Source organism: Streptococcus mutans, assembly GCF_006739205.1.
GTDB lineage: Bacteria > Bacillota > Bacilli > Lactobacillales > Streptococcaceae > Streptococcus > Streptococcus mutans.
On record NZ_AP019720.1, the window covers coordinates 996,515 to 1,022,555 of the forward strand.

A 26,041-nucleotide genomic window follows, 5' to 3' on the forward strand; every position below is an offset into this window, starting at 1 on the left:
TTAAAGGCGATCGTGTCGGTCGCTTTTTTCAAGCTGAAATATAAAATTTCTGAAAGGAAAAGATTATGGCGCAACATGTCATTGAAATGAGAGAGATTACTAAAAAATTTGATGATTTTGTGGCTAATGATCACATCAATCTTGATCTCAGAAAAGGTGAGATTCATGCTTTGCTTGGTGAAAATGGAGCAGGGAAGTCAACTTTGATGAATATGCTTGCAGGTTTGCTTGAACCTACTAGTGGTAGCATTAAGATTAATGGTTCGGCTGTTACGATTGATTCGCCCTCTAAGTCAGCTCAATTAGGTATCGGGATGGTTCACCAACATTTTATGTTAGTTGAAGCATTTACGGTTACTGAAAATATCATTTTGGGAAATGAAGTTGTCAAAAATGGTATATTAGATCTTAAAAAAGCTGGCCAAGAAATTAAAGCACTTTCTGAAAAGTATGGTTTAGCTGTAGATCCCAATGCTAAGATTGCTGATATTTCTGTCGGTGCTCAGCAACGTGTTGAAATTCTTAAAACACTTTATCGTGGTGCTGATATTTTAATTTTTGATGAACCAACAGCTGTTTTGACACCTTCTGAAATTCAGGAATTGATGACTATCATGAAGAGTCTTGTCAAAGAAGGCAAATCTATTATTTTGATTACTCATAAGTTGGATGAAATTAGGTCAGTAGCTGATCGTGTTACTGTAATTCGTCGCGGTAAGAGTATTGAGACAGTTGAGGTCTCTGGCACCACTTCACAGGATTTAGCTGAGATGATGGTTGGGCGTTCTGTTTCATTTACAATAGAAAAAACGCCAACAAAACCTAAAGAAACCATTTTGTCTATCAAAGATCTTGTAGTCAATGAAAATAGAGGAATTCCTGCTATTAAAGGTTTGTCTTTAGAGGTTAAGGCTGGTGAAATTATCGGTATTGCTGGTATTGATGGCAATGGGCAAAGTGAATTAGTTCAAGCTATCACAGGATTACGTAAGATAAAATCTGGTCATTTAACAATCAAAGGACAAGATGTGACCAAACTTTCGACCCGTAAGATTACAGAGCTCAGTGTTGGTCATGTTCCTGAAGACCGTCATCGTGATGGTCTGATTCTTGAGTTAACTATGGCAGAAAACCTCGCTCTTCAAACATATTATAAGGACCCCCTAAGTCACAATGGTGTTTTGAATTATAGTAAAATCAATGAACATGGTCGTCACTTAATGCAGGAATTTGATGTTCGCGGAGCTAATGAACTTATTCCAGCCAAAGGATTTTCAGGCGGCAATCAGCAAAAAGCTATCATTGCTCGTGAGGTTGACCGTGATCCAGACTTATTAATTGTTAGTCAGCCGACACGAGGTCTTGATGTTGGAGCTATTGAATATATTCATAAACGTTTAATTGCAGAGCGTGATGAAGGCAAGGCTGTTCTGTTAGTTAGTTTTGAACTTGATGAAATTCTCAACCTGTCAGATCGTATTGCTGTTATTCATGATGGTCAAATCCAAGGTATTGTTACACCAGAAACAACTAATAAACAAGAACTAGGAATTTTAATGGCTGGTGGCAGTATTGAAAGGGAGGAAGTAAATGTCTAAGAAAACACAAAAATTGGTAGTTCCTCTGATTTCAGTTATCTTGGGGATTATACTAGGTGCCATTATCATGGTGATTTTTGGCTATGATCCTATTTGGGCCTATGAAGGGTTATTTCAAAAAGCATTTGGCAGTCTCAAGGATATTGGCGAAATTTTTCGCGCTATGAGCCCTTTGATTTTAATTGCTCTTGGTTTTGCTGTTGCAAGCCGTGCGGGCTTTTTCAATATTGGTTTATCTGGTCAAGCCTATGCTGGTTGGATTGCTGCTGGTTGGTTTGCTCTAGCTAATCCCAGCCTGCCTCGTCCCCTGATGATTCTAATGACAGTGCTTATTGGAGCAGCAGCAGGAGGTGTTGTCGGTGCTATTCCTGGCTTCTTGCGAGCTTATTTAGGAACCAGTGAAGTCATTGTAACGATTATGATGAATTACATTGTTCTTTATATTGGCAATGCTATTATTCAAGACGGCTTTGCTAAGAATATTATGAGAAATTCAGACTCTAGTATCTATGTTGGTCATAATGCCAGCTATCAGACAGAATGGCTGCGTGCTTTGACAAATAATTCACGAATGAATATCGGCTTTTTCTTGGCAATCATTGCTATTGTAGTTGTCTGGTATTTACTCAATAAGACAACTCTGGGATTTGAAATCCGTTCAGTGGGGCTCAATCCGCATGCTAGTGAATATGCTGGTATGTCAGCTAAAAGAACCATCGTTCTTTCAATGATTATTTCAGGTGCTCTTGCTGGATTAGGTGGAGTTGTTGAAGGATTGGGAACCTTTGGCAATGTTTATGTGCAAACAAGTTCCTTGGCTATTGGTTTTGACGGAATGGCGGTCAGTCTTTTGGCCTCTAATTCTCCAATTGGTATCTTCCTTTCAGCCTTTTTATTTGGAGCACTCAGTGTTGGAGCACCGGGTATGAGTATTAGTGATGCTACTCATGTTGGCACACCGCCTGAATTGATAAAAGTAGTGACTGCTTTGATTATTTTCTTCGTTGGAGCTCACTATATTATTGAACATTACATTAAACCTAGAAAAAAAGTGGAAGGTGGTCAGTAAAATGAGTTTAGAAAATATGTTAGCTCTTTTGATATCGTCAATGCTAGTTTATGCGACCCCTCTTATTTTTACAAGTATAGGTGGCGTCTTTTCTGAAAGATCAGGTGTTGTTAATGTAGGTCTTGAAGGTATTATGGTTATGGGAGCTTTTGCTGGTGTTGTTTTTAATATCGAATTTGCTCACTCTTTTGGCAAGGCTACTCCTTGGATTGCTGCTCTTGTAGGCGGTCTGGTTGGCTTACTTTTTTCTTTACTTCATGCTCTAGCAACAATTAATTTTCGAGCAGATCATATTGTTTCTGGTACTGTGCTTAATCTTTTAGCTCCTTCTTTAGCTGTTTTCTTTGTTAAAGCACTGTATAACAAGGGACAGACAGATAATATCAGTCAATCTTTTGGTAAATTTGATTTTCCAATTTTGTCACATATTCCTTTTTTGGGTCCTATCTTCTTTCAAGGAACTAGTTTAGTAGCCTATCTAGCTGTTCTCTTTTCGGTCTTTGCTTGGTTCATACTTACCAAAACGAAATTTGGTTTGCGATTGCGTTCAGTTGGTGAACACCCACAAGCTGCGGATACTTTAGGAATCAATGTTTATTTGATGCGTTATCTCGGTGTTATGATTTCAGGTCTTCTGGGTGGAATAGGCGGAGCGATTTATGCACAGTCCATCTCTGTGAACTTTGCAGGAACGACCATTTTGGGACCAGGTTTCATTGCTTTGGCAGCTATGATTTTTGGAAAATGGAATCCGATAGGAGCTATGTTATCAAGCCTTTTCTTTGGTCTTTCACAGAGTTTAGCAGTTATTGGCGGTCAATTACCTTTTTTATCAAAAATTCCTACAGTTTATCTGCAAATTGCACCTTATGCTTTAACGATTCTTGTATTAGCAGTCTTCTTTGGACAAGCAGTTGCTCCAAAAGCGGATGGTATTAATTATATTAAATCAAAATAAAAATTTAAAATCACTCGATATACAATCTTGTTTGATTAGCTCTTGAAAGCTAGCAATCAGGAGCTTATATATTGAGTGATTTTTTGATTCCTTATCAATTGTAGATTATAGTAGAGAAGTCCATTTTGGAGATTATAAAGTTATTTTTATGAAAGATGAGCATATTCTTTGTAAGCGTTTCAACCTCATGCTATACTAATGAAGTAATAATTAGATTATATTGAAAAGAGGATTTGTTTATGAGTAAAATCGTTATTGTTGGAGCTAACCATGCAGGTACAGCTGCCATTAATACTATTCTAGATAATTACGGTAGTGAAAACGAAGTTGTCGTTTTTGACCAAAATTCTAATATTTCATTCTTGGGTTGTGGAATGGCACTTTGGATTGGAAAACAAATATCAGGCCCTCAAGGTCTTTTTTATGCTGACAAGGAATCGTTAGAAGCAAAAGGTGCTAAAATTTATATGGAATCGCCAGTGACAGCCATTGATTATGATGCTAAGAGGGTTACTGCTTTGGTCAATGGTCAAGAACATGTTGAAAGCTATGAGAAGCTTATTTTGGCAACAGGATCAACACCAATCTTACCACCTATCAAAGGTGCAGCTATCAAAGAAGGTAGTCGTGATTTTGAAGCAACTTTGAAAAATCTTCAATTTGTTAAATTGTATCAAAATGCAGAAGATGTTATTAATAAATTACAGGATAAGAGTCAAAATCTGAATCGTATTGCTGTTGTTGGTGCTGGTTATATTGGTGTAGAACTTGCTGAAGCCTTTAAACGCCTCGGAAAAGAAGTGATTCTTATTGATGTTGTTGACACTTGCTTAGCTGGTTATTATGATCAGGATCTTTCAGAAATGATGCGTCAAAATTTGGAAGATCATGGTATTGAATTAGCATTCGGAGAAACTGTCAAAGCCATTGAAGGTGATGGTAAAGTCGAACGTATTGTAACTGATAAAGCGAGCCATGATGTGGATATGGTTATTTTAGCTGTCGGTTTCCGTCCTAATACTGCACTTGGCAACGCTAAACTCAAAACCTTCCGTAATGGTGCTTTCCTTGTTGATAAAAAACAAGAGACAAGTATTCCTGACGTTTATGCCATCGGCGATTGCGCGACTGTTTATGACAACGCTATTAATGATACCAATTATATTGCCTTAGCTTCAAACGCTCTTCGCTCAGGTATTGTAGCTGGTCATAATGCAGCAGGGCATAAATTGGAATCTCTTGGTGTTCAAGGTTCAAATGGTATTTCAATTTTTGGTCTCAATATGGTTTCAACTGGGTTAACGCAAGAAAAAGCAAAGCGTTTTGGCTATAATCCAGAAGTCACTGCATTTACAGATTTTCAGAAGGCTAGTTTTATTGAACATGATAATTATCCTGTTACACTTAAAATTGTCTATGATAAGGATAGCCGACTGGTTCTTGGTGCACAAATGGCATCTAAAGAAGATATGTCAATGGGAATTCATATGTTTTCATTGGCTATTCAGGAAAAAGTTACCATTGAACGTTTAGCTCTACTGGACTATTTCTTTCTTCCTCATTTCAATCAACCCTATAATTATATGATCAAAGCAGCATTAAAAGCTAAATGATTATGAATGAAACAGTGAAAAGTAATTTTTTGTCAGTTTAATCGTTTTTCAAGAAAACTATTGAGTTATCTTTATCTATCAAATTCTCATACTTTTATCATTAGGTATATTGCTGTCTGAAAGTGATTATTATATAATAAAAGTGAAAAGGAGGCGTTAGAAAGATATGGCGAATCAAGATTTCACTAGGAAAAATAAAAAACCGACGACACATGATAAACAAAAGAGATTGGCTGAAGAAGAATTAGAAAAAAGAATTTCTCGTCTTCAGTTAGCTATAAAAAAAGAAAAAGATCCTAAGTTGAAACAAGAAATTTCTCTTTTGCTACAACAGTACGAAACAGAGCATAAAAATTTATTGCAGAAAAAACGTTTTCGCACTTATTTAATAGCATCAGTATGTATTATAGGAGTAATCATAGCTATTCTCTTTCTTATGTTTTTAAAAGACAGCTCTCGACCTATCTCTAATACCTCAACTTCTAAGAGAACCACAGCAACGTCATCTCTCCAAAAGAAAGATAAAACTAACAAGACAAAATCTGATCGTAGTCAAAGCCAGAAAACTAGAGCTGTTTTTCCAGTAAAGTTAAGAGGAACGTGGTATGGTTATGTTGATAATCTCCAAAAAGATATTCAAATGACCTTTTCTAAAAATGGTGTGATAAAAACAGTTATTGGTTCAGAAAATTACACAAGTAGAATTAAAAATATAGAGAGAGTGGGCGTTAATACTTACTGTTATCATTTTGTTAAAGGGACACAACCAAGTGGTTTGGTGGCAGGAGCACAACTAGGAGGAGTTTACGTTAGATATGCTTATGGTGTCTATATTGGAGATGGCTATATTAAACCTTTAGTTTGGCAAACAGGTGTTGACAGCGATTTTGATTATTCTCAACCTTTAACTAATATTGGGTTGGATTACCAGTTGCAAAAAGGAAGACCTTCATCACAGAAGTCTTCTCATAGAAAGAGTAGTGACAGTCAAGTAGATACAAAAAATCTTACTACTCAACAGGTTGAAGATTGGGTTATCGCAAATTATCTGGAGAATCGTAAAGATAGTCGTTTTACTAAAAAAGATTTCACTATTGAAAGTTGGAAATCTGATACGGATGGTTTGGTTTATGCTACTATTAAGGAAAATCATCAGTCTGATGCAATGAAGCAAGCAGGAGCAGATCCTAATACTAGTCCAACTGTTGCTCATTATCGTATTAATGCTAATGGAGAGTTGGAAAAGTCATCGGATGGTCTTAACAGTTGGACTGTTGTTAGCAGGACTTACTACAGTGATTAAAACGTTTAATAAAAATACCAAGCATTACACAATGCTTGGTATTTTTATTGTTTAGTTACGAGCTGCAGCAGCAAATTCTTCTTTAGAGAAGGCTTCGTCAATGATAGCTTTTAATTCTTTTGCAGAAGCTTGCATCTTTTGTTTTTCAGCATCGTTCAAAGGAATATTTACTGGGCGAACAATACCATGTGCACCTACGATAGCGGGCTGACCGATAAAGACTTCATTGAAACCATATTGGCCATCTTGAAATACTGAAAGTGGCAATATGGCATTTTCGTCGTCAAGAATAGCCTTAGTGATACGAGCAAGGGCAACAGCAATACCATAGAAAGTTGCACCTTTTTTATTGATGATTGTATAGGCAGCATCGCGGACACCTTCAAATAAGTCAATCAATTCTTCGCCATTGAAATTTTGAACATCTTGAAGATAGTTTTCAAGGTTAACACCAGCTACATTGGCATGAGACCATACTGCAAATTCTGAGTCACCATGTTCACCCATAATGTAAGCATGGACTGAACGCGCATCAACATCAAGTTTTTCAGCAAGTGCTTGACGGAAACGAGCAGTATCAAGTGAAGTACCTGAGCCAATAACTTTTTCGGCAGGGAAACCTGAGAATTTCCATGTAGCATAAGTTAAGATATCAACTGGGTTAGCAGCAACGAGGAAGATACCATTAAAGCCTGATTCTATAACTTGAGTAACAATTGATTTATTGATGGCAAGATTTTTACCAACGAGATCAAGGCGAGTTTCGCCTGGTTTTTGGGGTGCACCAGCAGTGATAACAACAAGGTCAGCATCCGCACAGTCTTCATATTTAGCTGCATAGATTTTTTTTGGTGAAGTAAAAGCAAGTGCATGACTAAGATCAAGAGCGTCGCCAACGGCTTTTTCAAATAATTGAGGAATTTCAATAATACCAAGTTCTTGAGCAATTCCTTGGTTAACGAGAGCGAAAGCGTAAGATGAACCTACAGCACCATCACCAACAAGGATGACTTTTTTATGTTGTTTAGTTGCAGTCATGTTCTAAACATCTCCTTATAATTTATTAAGTATATATTCTATACATTTTCATTCTAACACTTTTTGTTAAGAAAGTCACTAATATTTACCTTTCTCAGCGGAAAACTATAGTAGAATAGCTGAAAAAGAGCCTTATTTGTGATATAATATAAAAGAGTTTTAGACTAGAAATGAGGCATTTTTTAATGCAAGATAGAAATTTAGTAGATGTCAATTTAACAAGTGAAATGAAGACGAGTTTTATTGACTATGCTATGAGTGTTATTGTTGCTCGGGCTCTTCCAGATGTTCGCGATGGATTAAAACCTGTTCATCGTCGTATTTTATATGGCATGAATGAATTGGGGGTTACTCCTGACAAGCCGCATAAAAAATCAGCGCGTATTACAGGTGATGTCATGGGTAAATACCATCCGCATGGAGATTCATCTATTTACGAAGCCATGGTTCGGATGGCACAATGGTGGTCTTACCGTCACATGTTGGTTGATGGTCATGGAAATTTTGGTTCTATGGACGGAGATGGCGCTGCAGCGCAGCGTTATACAGAAGCGCGTATGAGCAAAATTGCTATGGAAATGCTTCGTGATATTAATAAAAATACAGTTGATTTTGCAGATAACTATGATGGTTCTGAACGTGAACCTTTAGTTTTACCGTCACGTTTTCCAAATCTTCTGGTTAATGGAGCGACAGGTATTGCTGTTGGAATGGCCACTAATATTCCACCTCATAATTTGGGAGAAACAATTGATGCGGTCAAATTAGTTATGGATAATCCTGACGTGACAACGCGTGACCTAATGGAAGTACTACCCGGCCCCGATTTTCCAACAGGAGCTCTTGTCATGGGAAAATCGGGTATACATCGCGCCTATGATACAGGAAAGGGTTCTATTGTTTTGCGTGCTCGCACTGAGATTGAGCAAACGAAGTCAGGACGTGAACGCATTGTTGTTACTGAATTTCCTTATATGGTCAATAAAACTAAAGTACATGAGCATATTGTTCGCTTAGCACAAGAAAAACGCATTGAAGGTATCACTGCTGTTCGAGATGAATCCAGCCGTGAAGGCGTTCGTTTTATTATTGAAGTCCGCCGTGATGCTAGTGCTAATGTTATTTTAAATAATCTTTTTAAGTTAACAAGTCTACAAACTAATTTTAGTTTTAACATGTTAGCTATTGAGAAGGGTGTCCCTAAAATTTTGTCCTTGAGACAGATTTTAGATAATTATATTGACCATCAAAAAGAAGTCATTGTTAGACGTACTAAGTTTGATAAGGCTAAAGCTGAAAGCCGGGCTCATATCTTAGAAGGTTTACTGATTGCTCTTGATCATCTGGATGAAGTTATTACCATTATCCGCAATAGTGAGACAGATACCATTGCTCAAGCTGAATTAATGAGTCGTTTTGATTTATCCGAAAGACAAAGTCAAGCCATTCTTGATATGCGCCTGCGTCGCTTGACCGGCTTGGAACGTGATAAAATTCAGTCAGAATATAATGACCTTTTAGCATTGATCGCTGATTTAGCTGATATTTTGGCTAAACCAGAACGTGTTATCACAATCATCAAGGATGAACTTGAAGATATCAAACGCAAATTTGCTGATCAACGCCGAACAGAATTAATGGTTGGTGAAGTCCTGTCACTCGAAGATGAAGACTTGATTGAAGAAGAAGATGTTCTGATTACTTTATCTAATAAGGGTTATATTAAACGTCTTGGTCAAGATGAGTTTCGTACACAAAAACGAGGCGGTCGTGGTGTCCAAGGAACAGGCGTCAATGATGATGACTTTGTTCGTGAACTGGTATCAACAAGTACGCATGATGCCATGCTCTTCTTTACTAATCAAGGGAGAGTTTATCGTCTCAAAGGTTATGAAATTCCTGAATACGGCCGAACTGCAAAGGGCTTACCTATCGTCAATTTACTGAAATTAGATGATGGTGAAACGATTCAAACCATAATCAATGTGAAATCAGATGATTTTCATGATAAGTATTTATTCTTTACGACTAGACAAGGAGTTGTCAAACGGACTAGTGTGTCTGCCTTTGGCAATATTCGTCAAAATGGTCTCAAAGCGCTGAGTCTGCGCGATAATGATGAATTGATCAACGTTCTTTTGACCAATGGTCAAGAGGATATCATTATTGGGACACATTTAGGTTATTCTGTTCGTTTCCAAGAATCTGCTGTCCGCAATATGGGACGTTTGGCAACTGGTGTGAAAGGTGTTAATCTCAGGAAAAATGATTATGTCATTGGTGCAGATCACATAGCAGATAATCGCAATGTTCTAACCATTACAGAAAAAGGGTATGGTAAGCAAACACCTGCCAGTGAATACCCGACTAAAGGACGTGGTGGTAAAGGAATTAAAACTGCCAATATCACCGCTAAAAATGGACCTCTCGCTGGACTTGTCACTGTCAATGATGATGAAGATATCATGATTATTACGGATACTGGTGTTATCATTCGTACAAGTGTTGCCGATATCTCTCAGACTGGGCGTTCAGCTATGGGTGTCAAAGTGATGCGCCTAGATGAAAATGCTAAGATTGTAACCTTTGCTTTGGTCAAGTCTGAAGTAATAGAAGGCACTTCACTAAATAATAATGAAAATGAGTAGCTAGCAATGAAAAAAGAACGTCAATCTAGGAAAAAACGAAGTTTTTTAAGGACCTTTCTGCCTATCCTTTTATTAGTGATTGGTTTAGCACTAATCTTCAATACTCCAATTAGAAATACTCTAATTGCTTGGAATACCAATAGATATCAGGTTTCCAATGTTAGCAAGAAGGAGATTGAACGCAACAAGGCTGCCCATTCTTCCTTTGATTTTAAAAAGGTGGAATCCATCAGTACTCAATCGGTACTGGCAGCACAAATGGCTGCTCAGAAGCTTCCTGTAATTGGCGGAATTGCCATTCCAGACTTAAAAATCAACTTACCAATCTTCAAAGGATTAGATAATGTTGGCTTAACATATGGTGCTGGAACGATGAAAAATGACCAAGTCATGGGAGAAAATAATTATGCTCTTGCTAGCCATCATGTTTTTGGTATGACCGGATCTTCACAGATGCTCTTTTCACCTTTAGAACGTGCAAAAGAAGGCATGGAAATTTATCTGACTGATAAAAATAAGGTTTATACTTATGTTATTAGTGAAGTGAAAACTGTCACACCTGAACATGTAGAAGTTATTGACAATCGGCCGGGACAAAATGAAGTTACTTTGGTCACTTGTACAGATGCGGGGGCGACTGCCAGAACAATTGTTCATGGCACATATAAGGGGGAAACTGATTTTAATAAGACTTCCAAAAAGATAAAAAAAGCTTTTAGGCAGTCCTATAATCAAATATCATTTTAAAACAAGAAACTCGCTCTAACGAGTTTCTTTTAGGTACGACTTATTCTGTGAGGTCTCATGAGCATTGCAAACGTAATAACAAGGAATCATGAGAAGTTAGTTGAACCGCTGCTATATGTCTAATAGTACGTACGCTGGTGTGATGGTGTGAGAGGAGTTAGAGATTAGCCTCTACTTGATTGTCACTAATGGCAATATTTTGAAAGGAAAAACAAAAATGAAATTAAAAGCAGTTCATCATGTTGCTTTGATAGTTTCGGATTATGATAAATCTTATGAGTTTTATGTTAATCAATTGGGTTTTGAAGTCATTCGAGAAAATCACAGGCCGAAACGTCATGATTACAAACTTGATTTGAAATGTGGTGATATTGAGTTAGAAATTTTTGGAAATAAGTTAACGGACTCTAATTACTGCGCCCCACCAGAGCGTATCAGTTGGCCGCGAGAAGCTTGTGGCTTGAGACATCTAGCTTTTTATGTAGAAGATGTTGAGGCATCTAGGCAAGAGTTGATAGCTTTAGGTATAAGAGTTGAAGAGGTTCGTTATGATGATTATACAGGTAAAAAAATGGCTTTCTTTTTTGATCCAGATGGTCTGCCTTTGGAATTACATGAATAGACATGAAAAATTGCTAGTTTTCAGTTTAAAAAGCTAACTCTCATGATTAAGAATAAGAGAAAGACAATAAGAAAGGAAGAATGATGATTTTACGAAAATTATTAATAGGCGGAATACTTTTTCTGACTTCTATAGTACCTTTAAGTTTCGTTGCTGCTAGCGGCAACGATTCTGTTCAGAAGGTTATTGATGAATCTTATGTTCAGCCAGACTATGTTATGGGGTATTCTTTAAGTGAAGAGCAGCGCAGTCAAACATTGAATTTGTTGGGTTATAGTGCTGATAAGGATACCAATGTTAAAACACTAAATACAAGCAGCTATGCTAAAATTATGAATGTTGCTGATGATCCAAGTTTGCAGTTATATTCATCTGTTAAGATTCAAAAATTAGGTAATAAGGAAACACTTGATGTGCAGATTGTTACTCCTGAAAACATCACGAAAGTGACACAGGATATGTATCGAAATGCCGCTGTAACGCTTGGAATTGAACATGCTAAAATTACAGTTGCAGCACCAATTGCTGTAACGGGAGAATCAGCTTTAGCGGGTATTTATTACTCACTTGAAGAAAATGGTGCAAGCGTTTCTGAAGAAAGTAAAAATTTGGCTCAAGAAGAACTCAATACCCTTTCTGGAATTAATGAGGAAAATAAAGGAAAAGAAAGTTATGATGCTGATAAGCTTAATGTTGCTCTAACAGACATTAAATCTGCAGTGGCTGATTCAGGTGATAAATTAACAAAAGATCAAGTTCGAAAGATTGTTGAGAATACGTTGAAAAATTACAATTTAAATTCTTCAATGACTGACAAACAAATAACATTAATCGTTAATTTTGCATTTAAACTTTCAAAGAGTGAGGTTATTCACAATAAAGGGTTTAAATCAACTCTGAATTCTCTAAAAGACAGTATTGTTGCTAATGCTAAATCAACTTTTAAGGGACTCAACTTAAAGTTTAATGCTAACAAAGCTATTGAGTCCGGTAAAGGTTTTTTTGCTAAAATCTGGCAATGGCTTGTTAATTTTTTTACAGGATTATTTTCCTAAAATCATAATAACTTCCCTAAGTTATTTAGTCTTGTTTTGAGTAGGTTAAGGCTAACAATCCGATTTTTTATACGTAATCTTCACGATTAGACTCTTTTATAGGTTATTGCGCTGCAATCATAGCCGTCTGTTCTAATAAGGTATCCCATTCTAATTGAGTTAAATAATTTATTGAAATTTTCTGAAAATACTCTTGACAGCTTTTCTATCAATGTTATAATAATTGTACATCATATTCAGAAAACTCTGATAATTTAAGTTATAAAAAGGAGAAAAGTTTATGGCGGAAGAGGAACGCTCAACATGGAAAAGCAAATTTAAAGCTATGGGACCGGGGATCCTTATGGCATCAGCAGCTGTTGGTGGATCCCATATTGTATCATCAACGCAAGCAGGCGCTATTTACGGCTGGCAGTTGGCCATTATTGTTTTATTGGTTAACTTGTTTAAATATCCATTTTTTCGTTTTGGCTCGCAATACACACTGCAAAATAATAAAAGTCTGATTGAAGGCTACAAAGAAAAAGGGAAATTTTATTTGTGGGTATTTTTTATCATGAATATATTCTCAGCTGTTGTCAATACAGCAGCTGTTGGAATTCTAGCTGCGGCAATTCTTTATAATATCTTCCCGAATGGATTTGGCCTGTCTATCTCGCAATTAACAACAGCCCTTATCATAGTAACCTTGGCAATGCTTTTAATTGGAGGTTATCGTTTTCTTGATGGCTTATCTAAGTGGGTGATGACAGCCTTGACTTTGGCGACAACCTTGGCTGTTGTTATTGCTCTCTTTAAACATAGAGAATATGCTCCAGATTTCACAGCACCATCACCGTGGCAACTAACAGCCCTGCCTTTTATTGTTTCTTTGATGGGCTGGATGCCAGCTCCGATTGAAATTTCGGCTATCAATTCTATGTGGACGGTTGAAAAGCGCAAGACAGCAAAAGTTTCTCTGACTGATGGTATTTTTGACTTTAACGTTGGTTATATCGGAACAGCGGTTCTTGCATTTATCTTCTTGGCACTGGGTGCTTTGATTCAATTTGGTTCAGGCCAACAAGTTAAGAGTGCTAGTGCAGCTTACATTGCCCAGTTTATCAATATGTATGAATCGTCCTTTGGTGCTTGGTCTCGTCTTTTGATTGCCTTCATTGCCTTTTTGTGCATCTTTGGTACAACCATTACAGTTATTGATGGCTATTCGCGTGCCAATAATGAAACCATGCGCTTACTGTTTGGACGAAAGGAAGCTTCACAAAAGGTGCTTAATGTTTGGATGGTCTTTACATCTATTATTGGGATTATTATTGTTCTTTTATTTGCAGGTGATGTTGCAACTCTAATGCGCTTTGCTATGATTGCGTCTTTCCTGACAACGCCAGTTTATGCTTATTTGAATTATTCATTGGTTAATAACAAGGAGCACAAGCTATCTGTTTGGCTGAATTGGTTATCAATTTTTGGTTTGATTTATCTGGCTGGTTTTGCTATTTTCTTTCTGGTTTATATAACTGGTCTACTCAGCTAATAACAAGAGGCACTTTAGGGTGTCTTTTAATTTTTTTAAATTTTTTGTGTGTTATAATAATGACAGGAAGTAAGTGATTTTATGCCAGAACTTTAAAAGGGATCCGATTTTGCCTTCGAATACAGTCAGTCGAACGAATTAGAAATATTATTTGATTTAAAATAATATTGTTATTATTTATCTAAGATTAATTACACTAGCTAGTTAGAGGAGAAGAAATGAGTGTGAAAGTTATTGCAACCGATATGGATGGAACCTTCTTAAATTCTAAAGGGAGTTACGATCATAACCGATTTCAGAGAATCTTAAAACAACTGCAAGAAAGAGATATTCGCTTTGTTGTCGCAAGCAGCAATCCATACCGTCAATTGCGCGAACATTTTCCTGATTGTCATGAGCAGTTAACTTTTGTCGGTGAAAATGGTGCTAATATTATTTCTAAAAATCAATCCTTGGTTGAAGTTTTCCAGCAAAGAGAGGATATCGCCAGTATCATTTACTTTATTGAAGAGAAGTATCCTCAAGCTGTTGTTGTCTTATCGGGAGAAAAGAAAGGCTATCTAAAAAAGGGCGTTTCTGAGAATATTGTCAAAATGCTTTCACCTTTCTTTCCTGTTTTAGAACTTGTGAACTCGTTTTCCCCTCTTCCTGATGAACGCTTTTTTAAGTTGACCTTGCAGGTTAAAGAAGAGGAGTCAGCTCAAATCATAAAGGCTATTGCTGATTATAAAACAAGTCAGCGCTTGGTAGGAACGGTCAGCGGTTTTGGTTATATTGATATTATTACAAAAGGACTGCACAAGGGATGGGCCTTACAGCAGTTATTGAAACGTTGGAATTTTACTGGTGATCATTTAATGGCTTTTGGTGATGGCGGAAATGATATTGAAATGCTAAAACTAGCTAAGTATTCTTATGCTATGGCTAATGCACCTAAAAATGTTAAGGCAGCTGCTAATTATCAAGCTAAGTCAAATGATGAATCTGGAGTCTTAGACGTTATTGATAATTATCTATCTTCTATTGATTAGTGCATGCAAAAAACTTGTTTTAAACAGTTTTTTTGCTATCATAATGGATTTAAGGGGATAAAATATTGGAAAATAGAACTGCTAAAAAACGTCAAAAAGAAAGAGGGAGTGCTGAATTGACTACCTATCAAATGAAACGGCTGCAAACTTTTCAGAAAGCCAACAGTAAGGTTAAAGCGGATAGTATCGTATTTGCAGGAGATTCCATCACTGAGTTTTTCCCTTTGAAAAAATATCTAGGTCATGATTTACCTTTAGTCAATAGAGGAATAGCTGGGACAGATTCTGTTTGGCTTTTGGAACATATAGAAGATCAAGTGTTGACTTTGAGTCCTGCTAAAGTTTTCTTGATGATTGGCATTAATGATATCGGTAGAGGTTATCCTCTGTTAGACATTGTCGCAAGGATCTCGGATATCATTGCTCAAATTAGAGCTAATCATATTTTGACAAAGATTTATGTATTGTCTGTATTACCAGTCAATGAATCTGATCAGTATGCTGGTAAGGTAAAAATCAGAAATAATGCACTTATTCAGGTGTTAAATCAGCATTTACAGGTTTTATCTGGGGTTAACTATATTGATTTATATCCATTATTGTTAGATGAAAAAGGAGAATTAGCTGAGGATTATACGACGGACGGACTGCATTTGACTCAAACAGCCTATGATAAAATTGCTCAAACCATAAAAACAGACTTATAAGAAAAAAATAGAATCCAAAGGAAATCAAACACCCAATCTAGTAGCCAAGTATGTTAAAGATTTGGAAACAGTGAGAAGGTTTTTTGAAAAATACTTTGATGATCAAGCAAATGAACTCTATCATAATCGAAAGAAGAGATTTAAGTCGTATTTTTTATCTTCTGATGATAGTGTACGTTTGGAAATTATAAGCAAGAAAAATATTAATCATGATAAGCTAACTCAAGAGCATCTCGGCTTTATACACCTAGCTTTTAGTGTAGGTAGCAAAAAAGGTTGATAAAATGACAGAATGGTTTAAAGGGACGGTTATTATAAATCTTTTATTTTAGGAATAAAAAGCAATCAAATTGAAAATACAATTTAGTGCTATCGTATGATAGTATCAGTATACCTGATTATTTTACAAGAAAAACTATTTATTCTAAGGTATAATACAAGTATTAAGATAAAAAATGAATTGTAATTGGTGAACAAGTGTTTTAATGACTAAGGAGACGAAGTTCTGGTGATGATTATTCAATTTTTTATCCATTTTGAAAGGAATATGATAAAAAATGGTTCAAACGCTATATCTTATGCGCCATGGAGAAACCTTATTTAACACACAAAAGCGCGTTCAAGGGTGGTGTGATTCTCCCTTGACTGATCTGGGAATTACTCAAGCAAAATTAGTGAGAGATTATTTTCAAGAAAAAGGAATTACTTTTGATAAGGTCTATTCCTCAACACAGGAGCGGGCGACAGATACTTTGAAATTGATTACAAATCAATCTTATCAACAGTTGAAGGGATTGAAAGAAATGAATTTCGGGATTTTTGAAGCTCAACCAGAAAGCTTGCTGCCTCGTTTTAGACCTGGTTCGTCTTCTTTTGAAGACTTACTGGTTCCTTATGGTGGTGAAGATATTGCTCAAGTGGGTAAACGTATTTATGAAACAATTCTTACAACTTTGAAAAAACAGTCAGCCCAAACGCTGTTGATGGTCAGTCATGGTGCAGCATTATATGGATTGATACTTGAATTGAACATTCAATTGCCTCAGGATCTTCGTTTTGGAAATTGTGCTATTTGCAAGTACCAGTATGAGAATGGTCATCTGAACTTGCTTAGTGTTATTGATCCCTTGAAAAATATTTCTTTTGATATTTAGGTGATTCTTGTATGAGTAAACATTTTTATTTGATGCGGCATGGGCAAACACGCTTTAATGAGCAGCACAGAATCCAAGGAGTTTGTGATTCACCCCTGACCGAACTTGGTATTAAACAAGCTCAACAAGCAGCAGATTATTTTAAAGATAAGGGAATTGTTTTTGAAGAAATATATTCTTCCACACAAGAACGTGCCTGTGACACTGCGGAAATCGTTTCAGGACGAAAAGATATTATTCGCTTGAAAGGCTTGAAAGAATGGGATTTTGGAACTTTTGAAGGGCAACAGGAATACCTCAATCCTCCTTTGCAAGCTGGTGGTGTTGGTTATGGCGATTATTTTGTTGTCCATGGTGGTGAATCAAATCAAGACGTACGTGAGCGTATGGGAGAGACTGTCAGAAACTTGCTAGAAAATAGCTCTGCCAAAACCATTCTTGCTGTCAGTCACGGTGGCGCCATTGCTCAGTTTTTTCGTCATATTCTAGCTGATCCACCACAAATTCGCGGTATGCACAACTGTGCTATTTTGCATTTTTACTATGACAATGGTGAATTTGATCTTTTATCTATTTACAATCCAGATGATGCCAGTTTTGTTTATAGAAAGGGAGACCAAAGATGACAACCATTTATTTGATGAGACATGGTCAGACCTTATTCAATGTCCAAAAACGTATTCAGGGCTGGTCGGATTCCCCTTTGACAGAAGTGGGAATTGAGCAGGCTAAACAAGCTGGCAACTATCTCAGGAAATTGGGTTTGACTTTTAATAGTCTCTACTGTTCAACCGCTGAACGTGCCAGCGATACCCTAGAATTAGTAACAGGACGGACAGTATATAAACGTCTCAAGGGATTGAAAGAGATGAACTTTGGAGCTTATGAAGGTCAACAAGAATACCTACATCCACCGCGTACAGTTCGTCGGGAAACAGGTAATTACTATGAAAAATTTGGCGGTGAAACAGACAGAGCTGTTCAAGAGCGCTTATTAAAAACAATGACAGCTATTGCTCAAGCAGAAGCTGGCAAAACTGTTTTAGCAGTTAGTCATGCAGGTGCTTTGTCACAATTTTTACTGGCTCTTGGCTTAGAAGAGAAATTGACTTTCTTTCCAAGTAATTGTTGCGTTTTAGAATTTCACTACGAGACTGACCAATTTGATCTTGTACGCTTTATTGATACTTTAGAAGAAAAAATAATCAATTTATAAAAGGAGTTTAGAATGATAAAATTAAAACCGTTTCCACAGGGATTTTTATGGGGTGGTGCAACAGCTGCTAACCAATGCGAAGGCGCCTATAATGTTGATGGCCGTGGTTTAGCCAATGTTGACGTTGTGCCAATCGGTGAAGATCGCTTTCCGATTATTGCTGGTAAAAAGAAGATGTTTGACTTTGAAGAAGGTTATTTTTATCCAGCTAAAGATTCCATTGATATGTACCATCATTTCAAAGAAGATATCGCTCTTTTTGGAGAAATGGGCTTCAAAACTTATCGTCTTTCGATTGCTTGGACGCGTATTTTTCCACAGGGAGATGAGTTAGAACCTAATGAAGCTGGTTTGCAATTCTATGAGGATTTGTTTAAGGAATGTCATAAATACGGCATTGAACCATTGGTGACCATAACACATTTTGATTGCCCTATGCACTTGATTGAAGAATATGGTGGTTGGCGTAATCGTAAGATGTTAGAATTTTATGAACGTCTTTGCCGTACACTTTTTACACGATTTAAGGGTTTTGTTAAATATTGGTTGACATTCAATGAAATCAATATGATTCTTCATGCACCATTTATGGGAGCAGGTTTGTATTTTGAAGAAGGTGAAAATGAAGAAGAGGTGAAGTATCAATCTGCTCATCATGAATTGGTCGCGTCAGCTATTGCTACTAAGCTAGCACATGAAATTGATGCAGAAAATCAAGTTGGCTGTATGTTGGCAGCTGGACAGTATTATCCGAATACTTGCAATCCTAGTGATTATTGGAAAGCTATGAAGGAGGATCGTTCTAATTATTTCTTTATTGATGTCCAGGCGCGGGGAGAGTATCCTAATTATGCTAAAAAGCAATTTGAACGTGATGGTCTGAATATTATCATGACGCAAGAAGATTTACAGCTCTTAAAAGAAAATACAGTTGACTTTGTTTCTTTCTCTTATTATTCAAGCCGAGTGGCTTCTGCTGATCCAAAAATTAACGACGAAACGCAAGGGAATATCTTTGCCTCTATTAAAAATCCTTACTTGTCATCATCTGAATGGGGTTGGCAAATTGATCCGCTCGGTCTTCGGATTACTCTTAATACCATTTGGGATCGCTATCAAAAGCCAATGTTCATTGTTGAAAATGGTCTTGGAGCAATTGATAAGCCAGATAAAAATGGCTATGTTGAAGACGATTATCGGATTGATTACTTGCGCGAACACATTAAGGCTATGAATGCTGCGATTAATGAAGATGGTGTTCAACTCCTAGGTTATACCACTTGGGGCTGTATTGACCTTGTTTCTGCAGGTACGGGTGAAATGAAAAAACGCTATGGCTTCATTTATGTTGACCGTGATAATACTGGTAATGGCACTCTTAAGCGCTCTAAAAAGAAATCGTTTGACTGGTATAAGAAAGTCATTGCTTCTAATGGAACAGACTTGTAGTTTAAAGTAAAAAAACAGAACAGACTTAATCTGTTTAGTCTGAAGAAAGAGTCTTATTTAGTGATCGCTTTGCTCGTCAATAAGGAAATAATTTTAATTTGTAGAGTTTTAAAAAATAGTATGTTTGTCTATACATATATGTTTTGAAATTCTGCAAAAGCCAATTTAAATGGCATTGATTTGCAAGCGAAGCAAGCCCTAATCGAGAACTTTCCGCCGTGATAAAAGTGGCAGAAGCTTCACTGTTTCTGCCACTCGGAAGATTTGAACCCAAGGAAAGTCTTATAAAAAAACTTTGTTTACACTCTGAAACAGATTTTTAAAAATCTGTTTTTTTAGTTATTTCCTATCTTTTTAAGGCTAATTTAGTGTATAATAACAGTTATGAAAATCAAAAAATCTTATGTTGCTTATCCTGTTTTGGTCTTTGTCATTTGTTATGCAATTTTGGCAAACTGGTCAGCAGGAGCTAAAATATTGAATACTTTTTTGTCTGCTCTATCTCCTTTTTTAACAGGAGCTGCCATTGGTTATATTGTTAACATTGTTATGAGTGCCTATGAAAGACTTTATGATAAATTGATTAAGTCACAAAGTCTTTTGAAGGCTAAACGGCCTTTGACTATGGTTTTAGCTTATGCAACTTTTGTGCTTGTTGTCGTTCTCATTTTTACCATTGTTCTACCAGATTTGATTGCTAGCCTTAAATCCTTGCTGTCTATTAACCCAAAGGATATTCAAAATATCATCAATGAAGTCCAACACAATAAATGGGTTTCCAAAATGTTAGCATCTTTTGGAGGAGATACACAAATTAGCAGCCTCATTTCTAATTACAGCCGACAAATTTTGAGTCAATTTTTGAGTGTTTTAACAAATGTACTAACTTCGGTTACTTCAATAGCATCAGCTTTAATTTCAATTTTTGTTAGTATTATCTTTTCCATGTATGTTCTAGCTAATAAAGAGAAATTAGGGCGTCAGTTTAATCTTCTAATTGATACTTACCTTGGTAAATATTCTGGGACAGTTCATTATCTTGTTGGTATTTTGCACAGTCGCTTTCATGGTTTTTTTGTTGGTCAGACTTTAGAAGCCATGATCTTAGGAACATTGACAGCTATTGGTATGATGCTATTTAACTTACCTTATGCAGCGACAATTGGGATCTTGATTGCTTTTACTGCTCTGATACCGGTTGTTGGTGCTTACATTGGTGTTACTATTGGAACTATATTAATTTTGACACAGTCCTTCTCACAGGCAGTTGTCTTTCTTGTCTTTGTTATTTTGCTGCAACAGTTTGAAGGCAATGTGATTTATCCAAGAGTTGTTGGCAGCTCTATTGGTTTACCATCTATGTGGGTTCTGCTGGCCATTACTATTGGCGGTGCTTTAGCAGGTTTAGTTGGTATGCTGATGGCTGTACCTATTTTAGCCAGCCTTTATCAAATTATTAAAGATCATGTTTATCAAAAGCAAACACAAAAAGCTTCCCAAGAGAAATAATTTACCTCTTGGGTTTTTAAGTATATATACTTTAAAAAAAGATGGGCATTTTAATGTTTCTTTTGAAATTAGGTCTTTTCAATTTATATGTACTGGGGTCGTTACGGATTCGACAGGCATTATGAGACCTATAATGACAGCAGTTGTAAGGATAATGATACCTTCTTAAAATCTTTGAGTTATATTTTTGGTGGATAATGAGTTAAAAGATTGGATGATCCAATTTTTAAAAAACAACTCTTAAATAGTAAAAATATTTGACTATTTAATTTTGTCATGTTATACTAAACCTAATTATTATTAGGAGGCTTGTTTACAATGAAAGCAGTACTCGTTGAACAACCGGGCTCATCTGAACAATTAAAAGTTGTGGAAAGAGAGATTCCTAAAATTAAGGAAGGTTGGTCTCTGGTAAAAATTAAGGGATTCGGTATCAATCGTTCTGAAATTTTTACGCGTAAGGGTTACTCGCCGTCTGTTGTTTTTCCAAGGGTTTTAGGCATTGAATGTGTCGGTATTATTGAAGAAACATCGGATAAAAACCATTTCTTCCATGGACAGAAAGTTGTTTCCATTATGGGAGAGATGGGAAGAGCATTTGATGGCAGCTATGCTGAATATGTCCTTTTGCCAAATGAACAAATTTACCCTATAAAAACAAATCTAACTTGGGATAAGTTGGCAGCAGCTCCTGAGAGCTATTATACAGCTTACGGTGCCTATAAAAATTTGAAATTGAAAAAGCAGGATCTTGTTCTTGTTCGAGCAGGAGCAAGCGGTGTTGCTTTAGCTTTTCTCAATTTATTAAAGGCTTCCTTGCCTGAGATCAAGGTGACTGCCAGTGTACGTTCTCTTGCAAAAAAGCAACAACTTTTAGATAGCGGCTATGATGAGGTTATTATTGACCGAGATAGCTGTTTACAAACGAAGCAAAAATTTGATAAGGTTTTGGATTTGATAGGTCCTGCTTGTATTGATGATACTTTAAACCATGTTGCTGATGGTGGTATTATCTGTCTAGTTGGTTTATTAGGCGGTCAATGGACCTTGGACAATTTTGATCCCATCATGGCTCTGCAAAATAACATTTATCTAACAACTTTCTATTCTGGCAATATCAATTTAAACAAATTGCAAGAGCTCTTTGATTTTATTGCTAAATATGCTGTTCCTATTAAGGCGGAAAAGATTTTTACTATTGATCACATTAAAGAAGCACATGACTACTTAGAAAGTCCTCAAGCTTTTGGCAAAGTTATTGTATTGAACGGAGATGCCTAATGACGAAATCACAAAAGCAGACAAAGCAATATTTACGTATCTTTGATCAGCAGATGTCTCTTTATGAGCATTACGCTCGAAAGAACAGTCTGCAAAGCAAATCTCTTTTTATCCTTCTTTGGCTTTATTATAATCCACAAGGAATCACACAAAAACAAATTGTTGAAAAAACTTATTCAACTAAACAAGTGGTTAACGCTACCTTAAAAAGATGGAATGAAAAAAATTATATCGTTTTTCTCAAGTCACAAACAGATCGTCGTGAAAAGAAAATAATTTTATCTTCTCAAGGTCAAGAATATGCTGCATCCATTATTGCTCCTTTAGAGAAAATGGAAGAAGCCGCCTTTAATAGTTTGTCTGTTCAAGAGCAACAAACAATGATTCAATTGACGGGACATTATTATCAAGCTTTATTATCACAAATGCAGCTTTATTTTGTTCAAGGAGAAGGAGAAAAAGCTACAAAGGAGAAGTTATGATTCGATTTGAAAATATTACTAAATCTTACGGGGATAACCGGGTCATTGCCGATCTTAACTTTGAAATTGCCAAGGGAGAATTCTTTGTTTTGATTGGTCCCAGTGGCAGCGGTAAAACGACTACCCTCAAGATGATTAATCGCTTAATCACTCCCAGTCAAGGAGATATTTATTTAAATGATAAAAACATCACTGACATTTCTTTAAGAGAATTACGTTTAGATATGGGTTATGTTCTTCAGCAAATTGCTCTTTTCCCCAATCTGACTGTCAGAGAAAATATTGAATTGATTCCTGAAATGAAGGCTTGGTCAAAAGCAGATCGACTCGAAAAAACGAAGAAATTACTTGATAAAGCTGGCTTGCCAGCAGATAAGTATTTGGAACGTTATCCACGTGACCTATCAGGTGGTGAGCAACAACGGGTAGGTATTCTACGTGCCATTATTGCAAATCCCCATATTCTTTTAATGGACGAGCCTTTTTCAGCCTTGGATCCTATTTCGAGAAAACAACTACAAGATTTGACACTCTCTTTACAAAAAGAATTAGGAATGACAGTTGTTTTTGTAACGCATGATATTGAAGAAGCCAAAAAGTTAGCAGATCGAATTGCTATTTTTCAAAAGGGGCGGATTATTCAATTGGCTAGTCCTAAAGATATGGCGCAAAATCCGGTCAATGATTTTGTGGCAGATTTATTTGGAGGTGATAACTAATGACCGATTTAATGGCAACCTTCCAAAATCGCTTTGCTGACTGGACACAGTCCTTGTTAGAGCATTTACAAATATCTTTATTGTCACTTTTAATAGCCATTATCCTTGCTGTTCCTCTGGCTATCTTTATCAGTCATCGAAAGAGAATAGCAGAGATTATTTTACAAATTTCAGGGATTTTCCAAACGATTCCTTCTCTGGCTCTTTTAGGCTTATTCATCCCTTTTATGGGGATTGGAACGGTGCCAGCCGTAGCGGCTCTGGTTATCTATGCCCTTTTTCCAATTTTGCAAAATACCATCACTGGTCTAACAACTATTGACCCAAGTTTGGTCGAAGCTGGTCAAGCTTTCGGTATGACCAAGTGGGAGCGACTGAAAAAATTTGAATTAGCGCTGGCTATGCCAGTTATCATTTCTGGAGTAAGGACAGCGGCTGTTATGATTATTGGGACAGCGACCTTGGCAGCCTTGATTGGAGCTGGAGGGTTGGGTTCCTTCATTCTTCTTGGAATTGATCGTAACAACACTTCTCTGATTTTAATAGGAGCTATTTCTTCAGCTCTTTTAGCTATTCTTTTTAATCTCGCTATTAAATTTTTAGAAAAAGCTTCGCTGAAAAAGATTATGCTTGCCTTTTTTATCATGTTGATTGGTTTGGGCGCCTCTTATCTTCCAAATGTGATTAAAGCCAGTCAGAGTCAGAAAGAAATTGTCATTGCTGGTAAAATGGGACCTGAACCAGAAGTCCTGATTAATATGTATAAAGAATTAATTGAGCAAGATAGTCACCTATCAGTAAAAGTCAAACCTAATTTTGGAAAAACAACCTTTCTTTATGAAGCCCTAAAAAAAGGTGATATTGATATTTACCCAGAGTTTACTGGAACAATTACAAGTAGTCTTCTAAAAAATCCACCTAAAACGTCCAATAATCCTCAAACAGTTTACGAAGAAGCACGTGATGGTATTTTAAAACAGGACAATCTTGTCTATCTAAAGCCCATGAAATATCAAAATACCTATGCTGTAGCTGTTAAGAAATCATTTGCTAAAGAAAAAGGATTAAAGTCTATTTCTGATTTGAAAAAGGTTGAAAATACAGCAAAAGCAGGATTTACTCTCGAATTTAATGACCGAAAAGATGGAAACAAAGGATTGAAGAGTCTTTATGGACTTAATTTACAGGTGAGTACAATGGAACCTGCTTTGCGCTATCAAGCAATTAAGAGTGGTGATATTGACATCACTGACGCCTATTCAACAGATTCAGAAATCAAGGAATACGACTTGGTTACTCTCAAGGATAACAAAAATCTTTTCCCACCCTATCAAGGAGCTCCTTTATTCAAAAAGAAATTGTTACAAAAACATCCTGAACTAAAAAAGATTCTGAATCGCTTAGCTGGAAAAATTACAGAAAGTCAAATGAGCGACATGAATTATCAGGTTAAAGTCAAAGGAAAATCTGCTAAAACAGTAGCTCATCATTATCTCAAAAAAACAGGTTTGCTGAAATAAAAACCTAAAAAGAGCTCAAAAAATTGAAACTAATATTTATGCTAAAAGAATGCAAGCATATAAGAAACAATCTGACTTAGTAAAAAGCAAGCGGCGAAAAGAAAATCACCGCTTGCTTTTAAATTAATGTAAATTCTTTTTTGCGTAATTCGAAAATAATATCAGAACTATCAGCAACTTCTCGTTCATGCGTAACAATAATCACCGTTTTCTTCTGCTCATGGGCAATCTTTTTAAAAATAGTAACAATATCTTTGGTTGTTGTTTCGTCTAGATTACCAGTTGGTTCATCAGCAATAATGATATTGTGTTCGCTAGCGAGCGCCCTCACGATAGCAACTCTTTGTTGCTGACCTCCGGAGAGATGTAAGACAGGTTTATCTATCAAATCTTCAGAAATACCAACATTATCAAATAATGTTACAATTTTTTCACTTGTTGTCTTGACAGATGAAATATCAAGTGCGGTTTCAACATTTTGTTGAGCTGTCATATAAGGCAAAAGATTATAGGATTGGAAAATGGTTGAGACAGCATTTTTACGATAATCAGTTAAGCCTTTTTCACTAATATTTTGATTATTAAGAAGGATTTCTCCTTTTTTAGGACTGTCAAGTCCTGCTAGAAGAGATAGAAAAGTAGTTTTTCCGCTACCTGATTGCCCGAGGATAGAATAGACTTTCCCTTTTTCAAATTCAAGATTGACTTCTTTGAAAAGATAATCATCAGGATTGTTATTGTACCAGTAACTGAGGTTATTTGTTTTCAATGTCATAGAAAAACCTACT

The 26,041-nt window shown here is 36.3% G+C and carries 24 protein-coding genes; 22 read left to right on the forward strand and 2 right to left on the reverse strand.

The genetic code is table 11. The features are described from left to right. Positions 1-65 precede the first annotated feature (65 nt). The 5 genes from FNL60_RS05185 (at position 66) to FNL60_RS05205 (ending at position 6,541) form a co-directional block, all read left to right on the forward strand. On the forward strand, positions 66-1,598 hold the full coding sequence (locus FNL60_RS05185; RefSeq protein WP_002264515.1) for an ABC transporter ATP-binding protein: 1,533 nt from the start codon (positions 66-68) through the stop codon (positions 1,596-1,598). Then, positions 1,591-2,667 (forward strand): ABC transporter permease, encoded by a 1,077-nt coding sequence (locus FNL60_RS05190; protein WP_002264516.1) that lies wholly within the window; start codon positions 1,591-1,593, stop codon positions 2,665-2,667. Before FNL60_RS05185 ends, FNL60_RS05190 begins: the two co-directional genes overlap by 8 nt. 1 nt (position 2,668) lies before the next feature. Continuing rightward, positions 2,669-3,625, forward strand: a complete 957-nt coding sequence (locus FNL60_RS05195; protein WP_002262225.1) for an ABC transporter permease — start codon at positions 2,669-2,671, stop codon at positions 3,623-3,625. Between the two features lie 239 nt (positions 3,626-3,864). Next, on the forward strand, positions 3,865-5,238 hold the full coding sequence (gene nox / locus FNL60_RS05200) for a H2O-forming NADH oxidase (protein WP_002268044.1): 1,374 nt from the start codon (positions 3,865-3,867) through the stop codon (positions 5,236-5,238). Between the two features lie 166 nt (positions 5,239-5,404). Further along, the gene (locus tag FNL60_RS05205) at positions 5,405-6,541 is read left to right on the forward strand and encodes a hypothetical protein (RefSeq protein ID WP_002280156.1); all 1,137 of its coding nucleotides are present in this window, start codon (positions 5,405-5,407) and stop codon (positions 6,539-6,541) included. Positions 6,542-6,592: 51 nt separating this feature from the next. On the opposite strand, the gene FNL60_RS05210 is transcribed toward FNL60_RS05205, so the two are convergent. Further along, positions 6,593-7,579, reverse strand: a complete 987-nt coding sequence (locus FNL60_RS05210; RefSeq protein WP_002262228.1) for an L-lactate dehydrogenase — start codon at positions 7,577-7,579, stop codon at positions 6,593-6,595. Positions 7,580-7,764: 185 nt separating this feature from the next. On the opposite strand from FNL60_RS05210, the gene gyrA reads away from it, so the two are divergent. The 17 genes from gyrA (at position 7,765) to FNL60_RS05295 (ending at position 25,253) form a co-directional block, all read left to right on the forward strand. Next, positions 7,765-10,227 (forward strand): DNA gyrase subunit A, encoded by a 2,463-nt coding sequence (gyrA, locus tag FNL60_RS05215; protein ID WP_002280157.1) that lies wholly within the window; start codon positions 7,765-7,767, stop codon positions 10,225-10,227. 6 nt (positions 10,228-10,233) lie between these two features. Next, on the forward strand, positions 10,234-10,974 hold the full coding sequence (locus FNL60_RS05220; protein WP_002265480.1) for a class A sortase: 741 nt from the start codon (positions 10,234-10,236) through the stop codon (positions 10,972-10,974). A 217-nt stretch (positions 10,975-11,191) separates the two neighbouring features. After that, a complete protein-coding gene (gene gloA2 / locus FNL60_RS05225; RefSeq protein ID WP_002262231.1) occupies positions 11,192-11,596 on the forward strand; it encodes an SMU1112c/YaeR family gloxylase I-like metalloprotein in 405 nt (134 codons plus the stop codon). A gap of 83 nt (positions 11,597-11,679) precedes the next feature. Continuing rightward, on the forward strand, positions 11,680-12,651 hold the full coding sequence (locus FNL60_RS05230) for a DUF1002 domain-containing protein (RefSeq protein WP_002273362.1): 972 nt from the start codon (positions 11,680-11,682) through the stop codon (positions 12,649-12,651). Positions 12,652-12,931: 280 nt separating this feature from the next. Next, complete coding sequence (locus FNL60_RS05235; protein WP_002280158.1) at positions 12,932-14,185, forward strand: NRAMP family divalent metal transporter; 1,254 nt, start codon at positions 12,932-12,934, stop codon at positions 14,183-14,185. A gap of 218 nt (positions 14,186-14,403) precedes the next feature. Beyond that, the gene (locus FNL60_RS05240) at positions 14,404-15,216 is read left to right on the forward strand and encodes a Cof-type HAD-IIB family hydrolase (protein ID WP_002280159.1); all 813 of its coding nucleotides are present in this window, start codon (positions 14,404-14,406) and stop codon (positions 15,214-15,216) included. A gap of 65 nt (positions 15,217-15,281) precedes the next feature. Beyond that, positions 15,282-15,923, forward strand: coding sequence for an SGNH/GDSL hydrolase family protein (locus FNL60_RS05245; protein ID WP_002280160.1), 642 nt, complete (start codon positions 15,282-15,284; stop codon positions 15,921-15,923). Positions 15,924-15,930: 7 nt separating this feature from the next. Next, a complete protein-coding gene (locus FNL60_RS10615) occupies positions 15,931-16,203 on the forward strand; it encodes a VOC family protein (protein ID WP_326845864.1) in 273 nt (90 codons plus the stop codon). 277 nt (positions 16,204-16,480) lie between these two features. Then, entirely contained in the window at positions 16,481-17,077 is a 597-nt protein-coding gene (locus tag FNL60_RS05255) for a histidine phosphatase family protein (protein WP_002262236.1), read from the forward strand. 11 nt (positions 17,078-17,088) lie between these two features. Beyond that, a complete protein-coding gene (locus FNL60_RS05260) occupies positions 17,089-17,703 on the forward strand; it encodes a histidine phosphatase family protein (RefSeq protein ID WP_002265475.1) in 615 nt (204 codons plus the stop codon). Beyond that, the gene (locus FNL60_RS05265) at positions 17,700-18,293 is read left to right on the forward strand and encodes a histidine phosphatase family protein (RefSeq protein ID WP_002265474.1); all 594 of its coding nucleotides are present in this window, start codon (positions 17,700-17,702) and stop codon (positions 18,291-18,293) included. The genes FNL60_RS05260 and FNL60_RS05265 overlap by 4 nt, the downstream gene beginning before the upstream one ends. 12 nt (positions 18,294-18,305) lie before the next feature. Beyond that, a complete protein-coding gene (locus tag FNL60_RS05270) occupies positions 18,306-19,742 on the forward strand; it encodes a 6-phospho-beta-glucosidase (RefSeq protein ID WP_002280161.1) in 1,437 nt (478 codons plus the stop codon). Between the two features lie 384 nt (positions 19,743-20,126). Continuing rightward, positions 20,127-21,251: an AI-2E family transporter gene (locus tag FNL60_RS05275; protein WP_002262240.1), complete on the forward strand. Its 1,125-nt coding sequence runs from the start codon at positions 20,127-20,129 to the stop codon at positions 21,249-21,251. A gap of 318 nt (positions 21,252-21,569) precedes the next feature. After that, a complete protein-coding gene (locus tag FNL60_RS05280) occupies positions 21,570-22,532 on the forward strand; it encodes a zinc-binding alcohol dehydrogenase family protein (RefSeq protein ID WP_002267666.1) in 963 nt (320 codons plus the stop codon). Beyond that, the gene (locus FNL60_RS05285; RefSeq protein WP_002267667.1) at positions 22,532-23,014 is read left to right on the forward strand and encodes a MarR family winged helix-turn-helix transcriptional regulator; all 483 of its coding nucleotides are present in this window, start codon (positions 22,532-22,534) and stop codon (positions 23,012-23,014) included. The genes FNL60_RS05280 and FNL60_RS05285 overlap by 1 nt, the downstream gene beginning before the upstream one ends. Then, positions 23,011-23,733, forward strand: coding sequence for an ABC transporter ATP-binding protein (locus tag FNL60_RS05290; RefSeq protein WP_002262244.1), 723 nt, complete (start codon positions 23,011-23,013; stop codon positions 23,731-23,733). Before FNL60_RS05285 ends, FNL60_RS05290 begins: the two co-directional genes overlap by 4 nt. Beyond that, the gene (locus FNL60_RS05295) at positions 23,733-25,253 is read left to right on the forward strand and encodes an ABC transporter permease/substrate-binding protein (protein WP_002264279.1); all 1,521 of its coding nucleotides are present in this window, start codon (positions 23,733-23,735) and stop codon (positions 25,251-25,253) included. Before FNL60_RS05290 ends, FNL60_RS05295 begins: the two co-directional genes overlap by 1 nt. 118 nt (positions 25,254-25,371) lie before the next feature. Here FNL60_RS05295 and FNL60_RS05300 read toward each other — a convergent pair whose 3' ends face one another. Then, entirely contained in the window at positions 25,372-26,028 is a 657-nt protein-coding gene (locus FNL60_RS05300) for an ABC transporter ATP-binding protein (RefSeq protein ID WP_002279951.1), read from the reverse strand. Between the last annotated feature and the right edge of the window lie 13 nt (positions 26,029-26,041).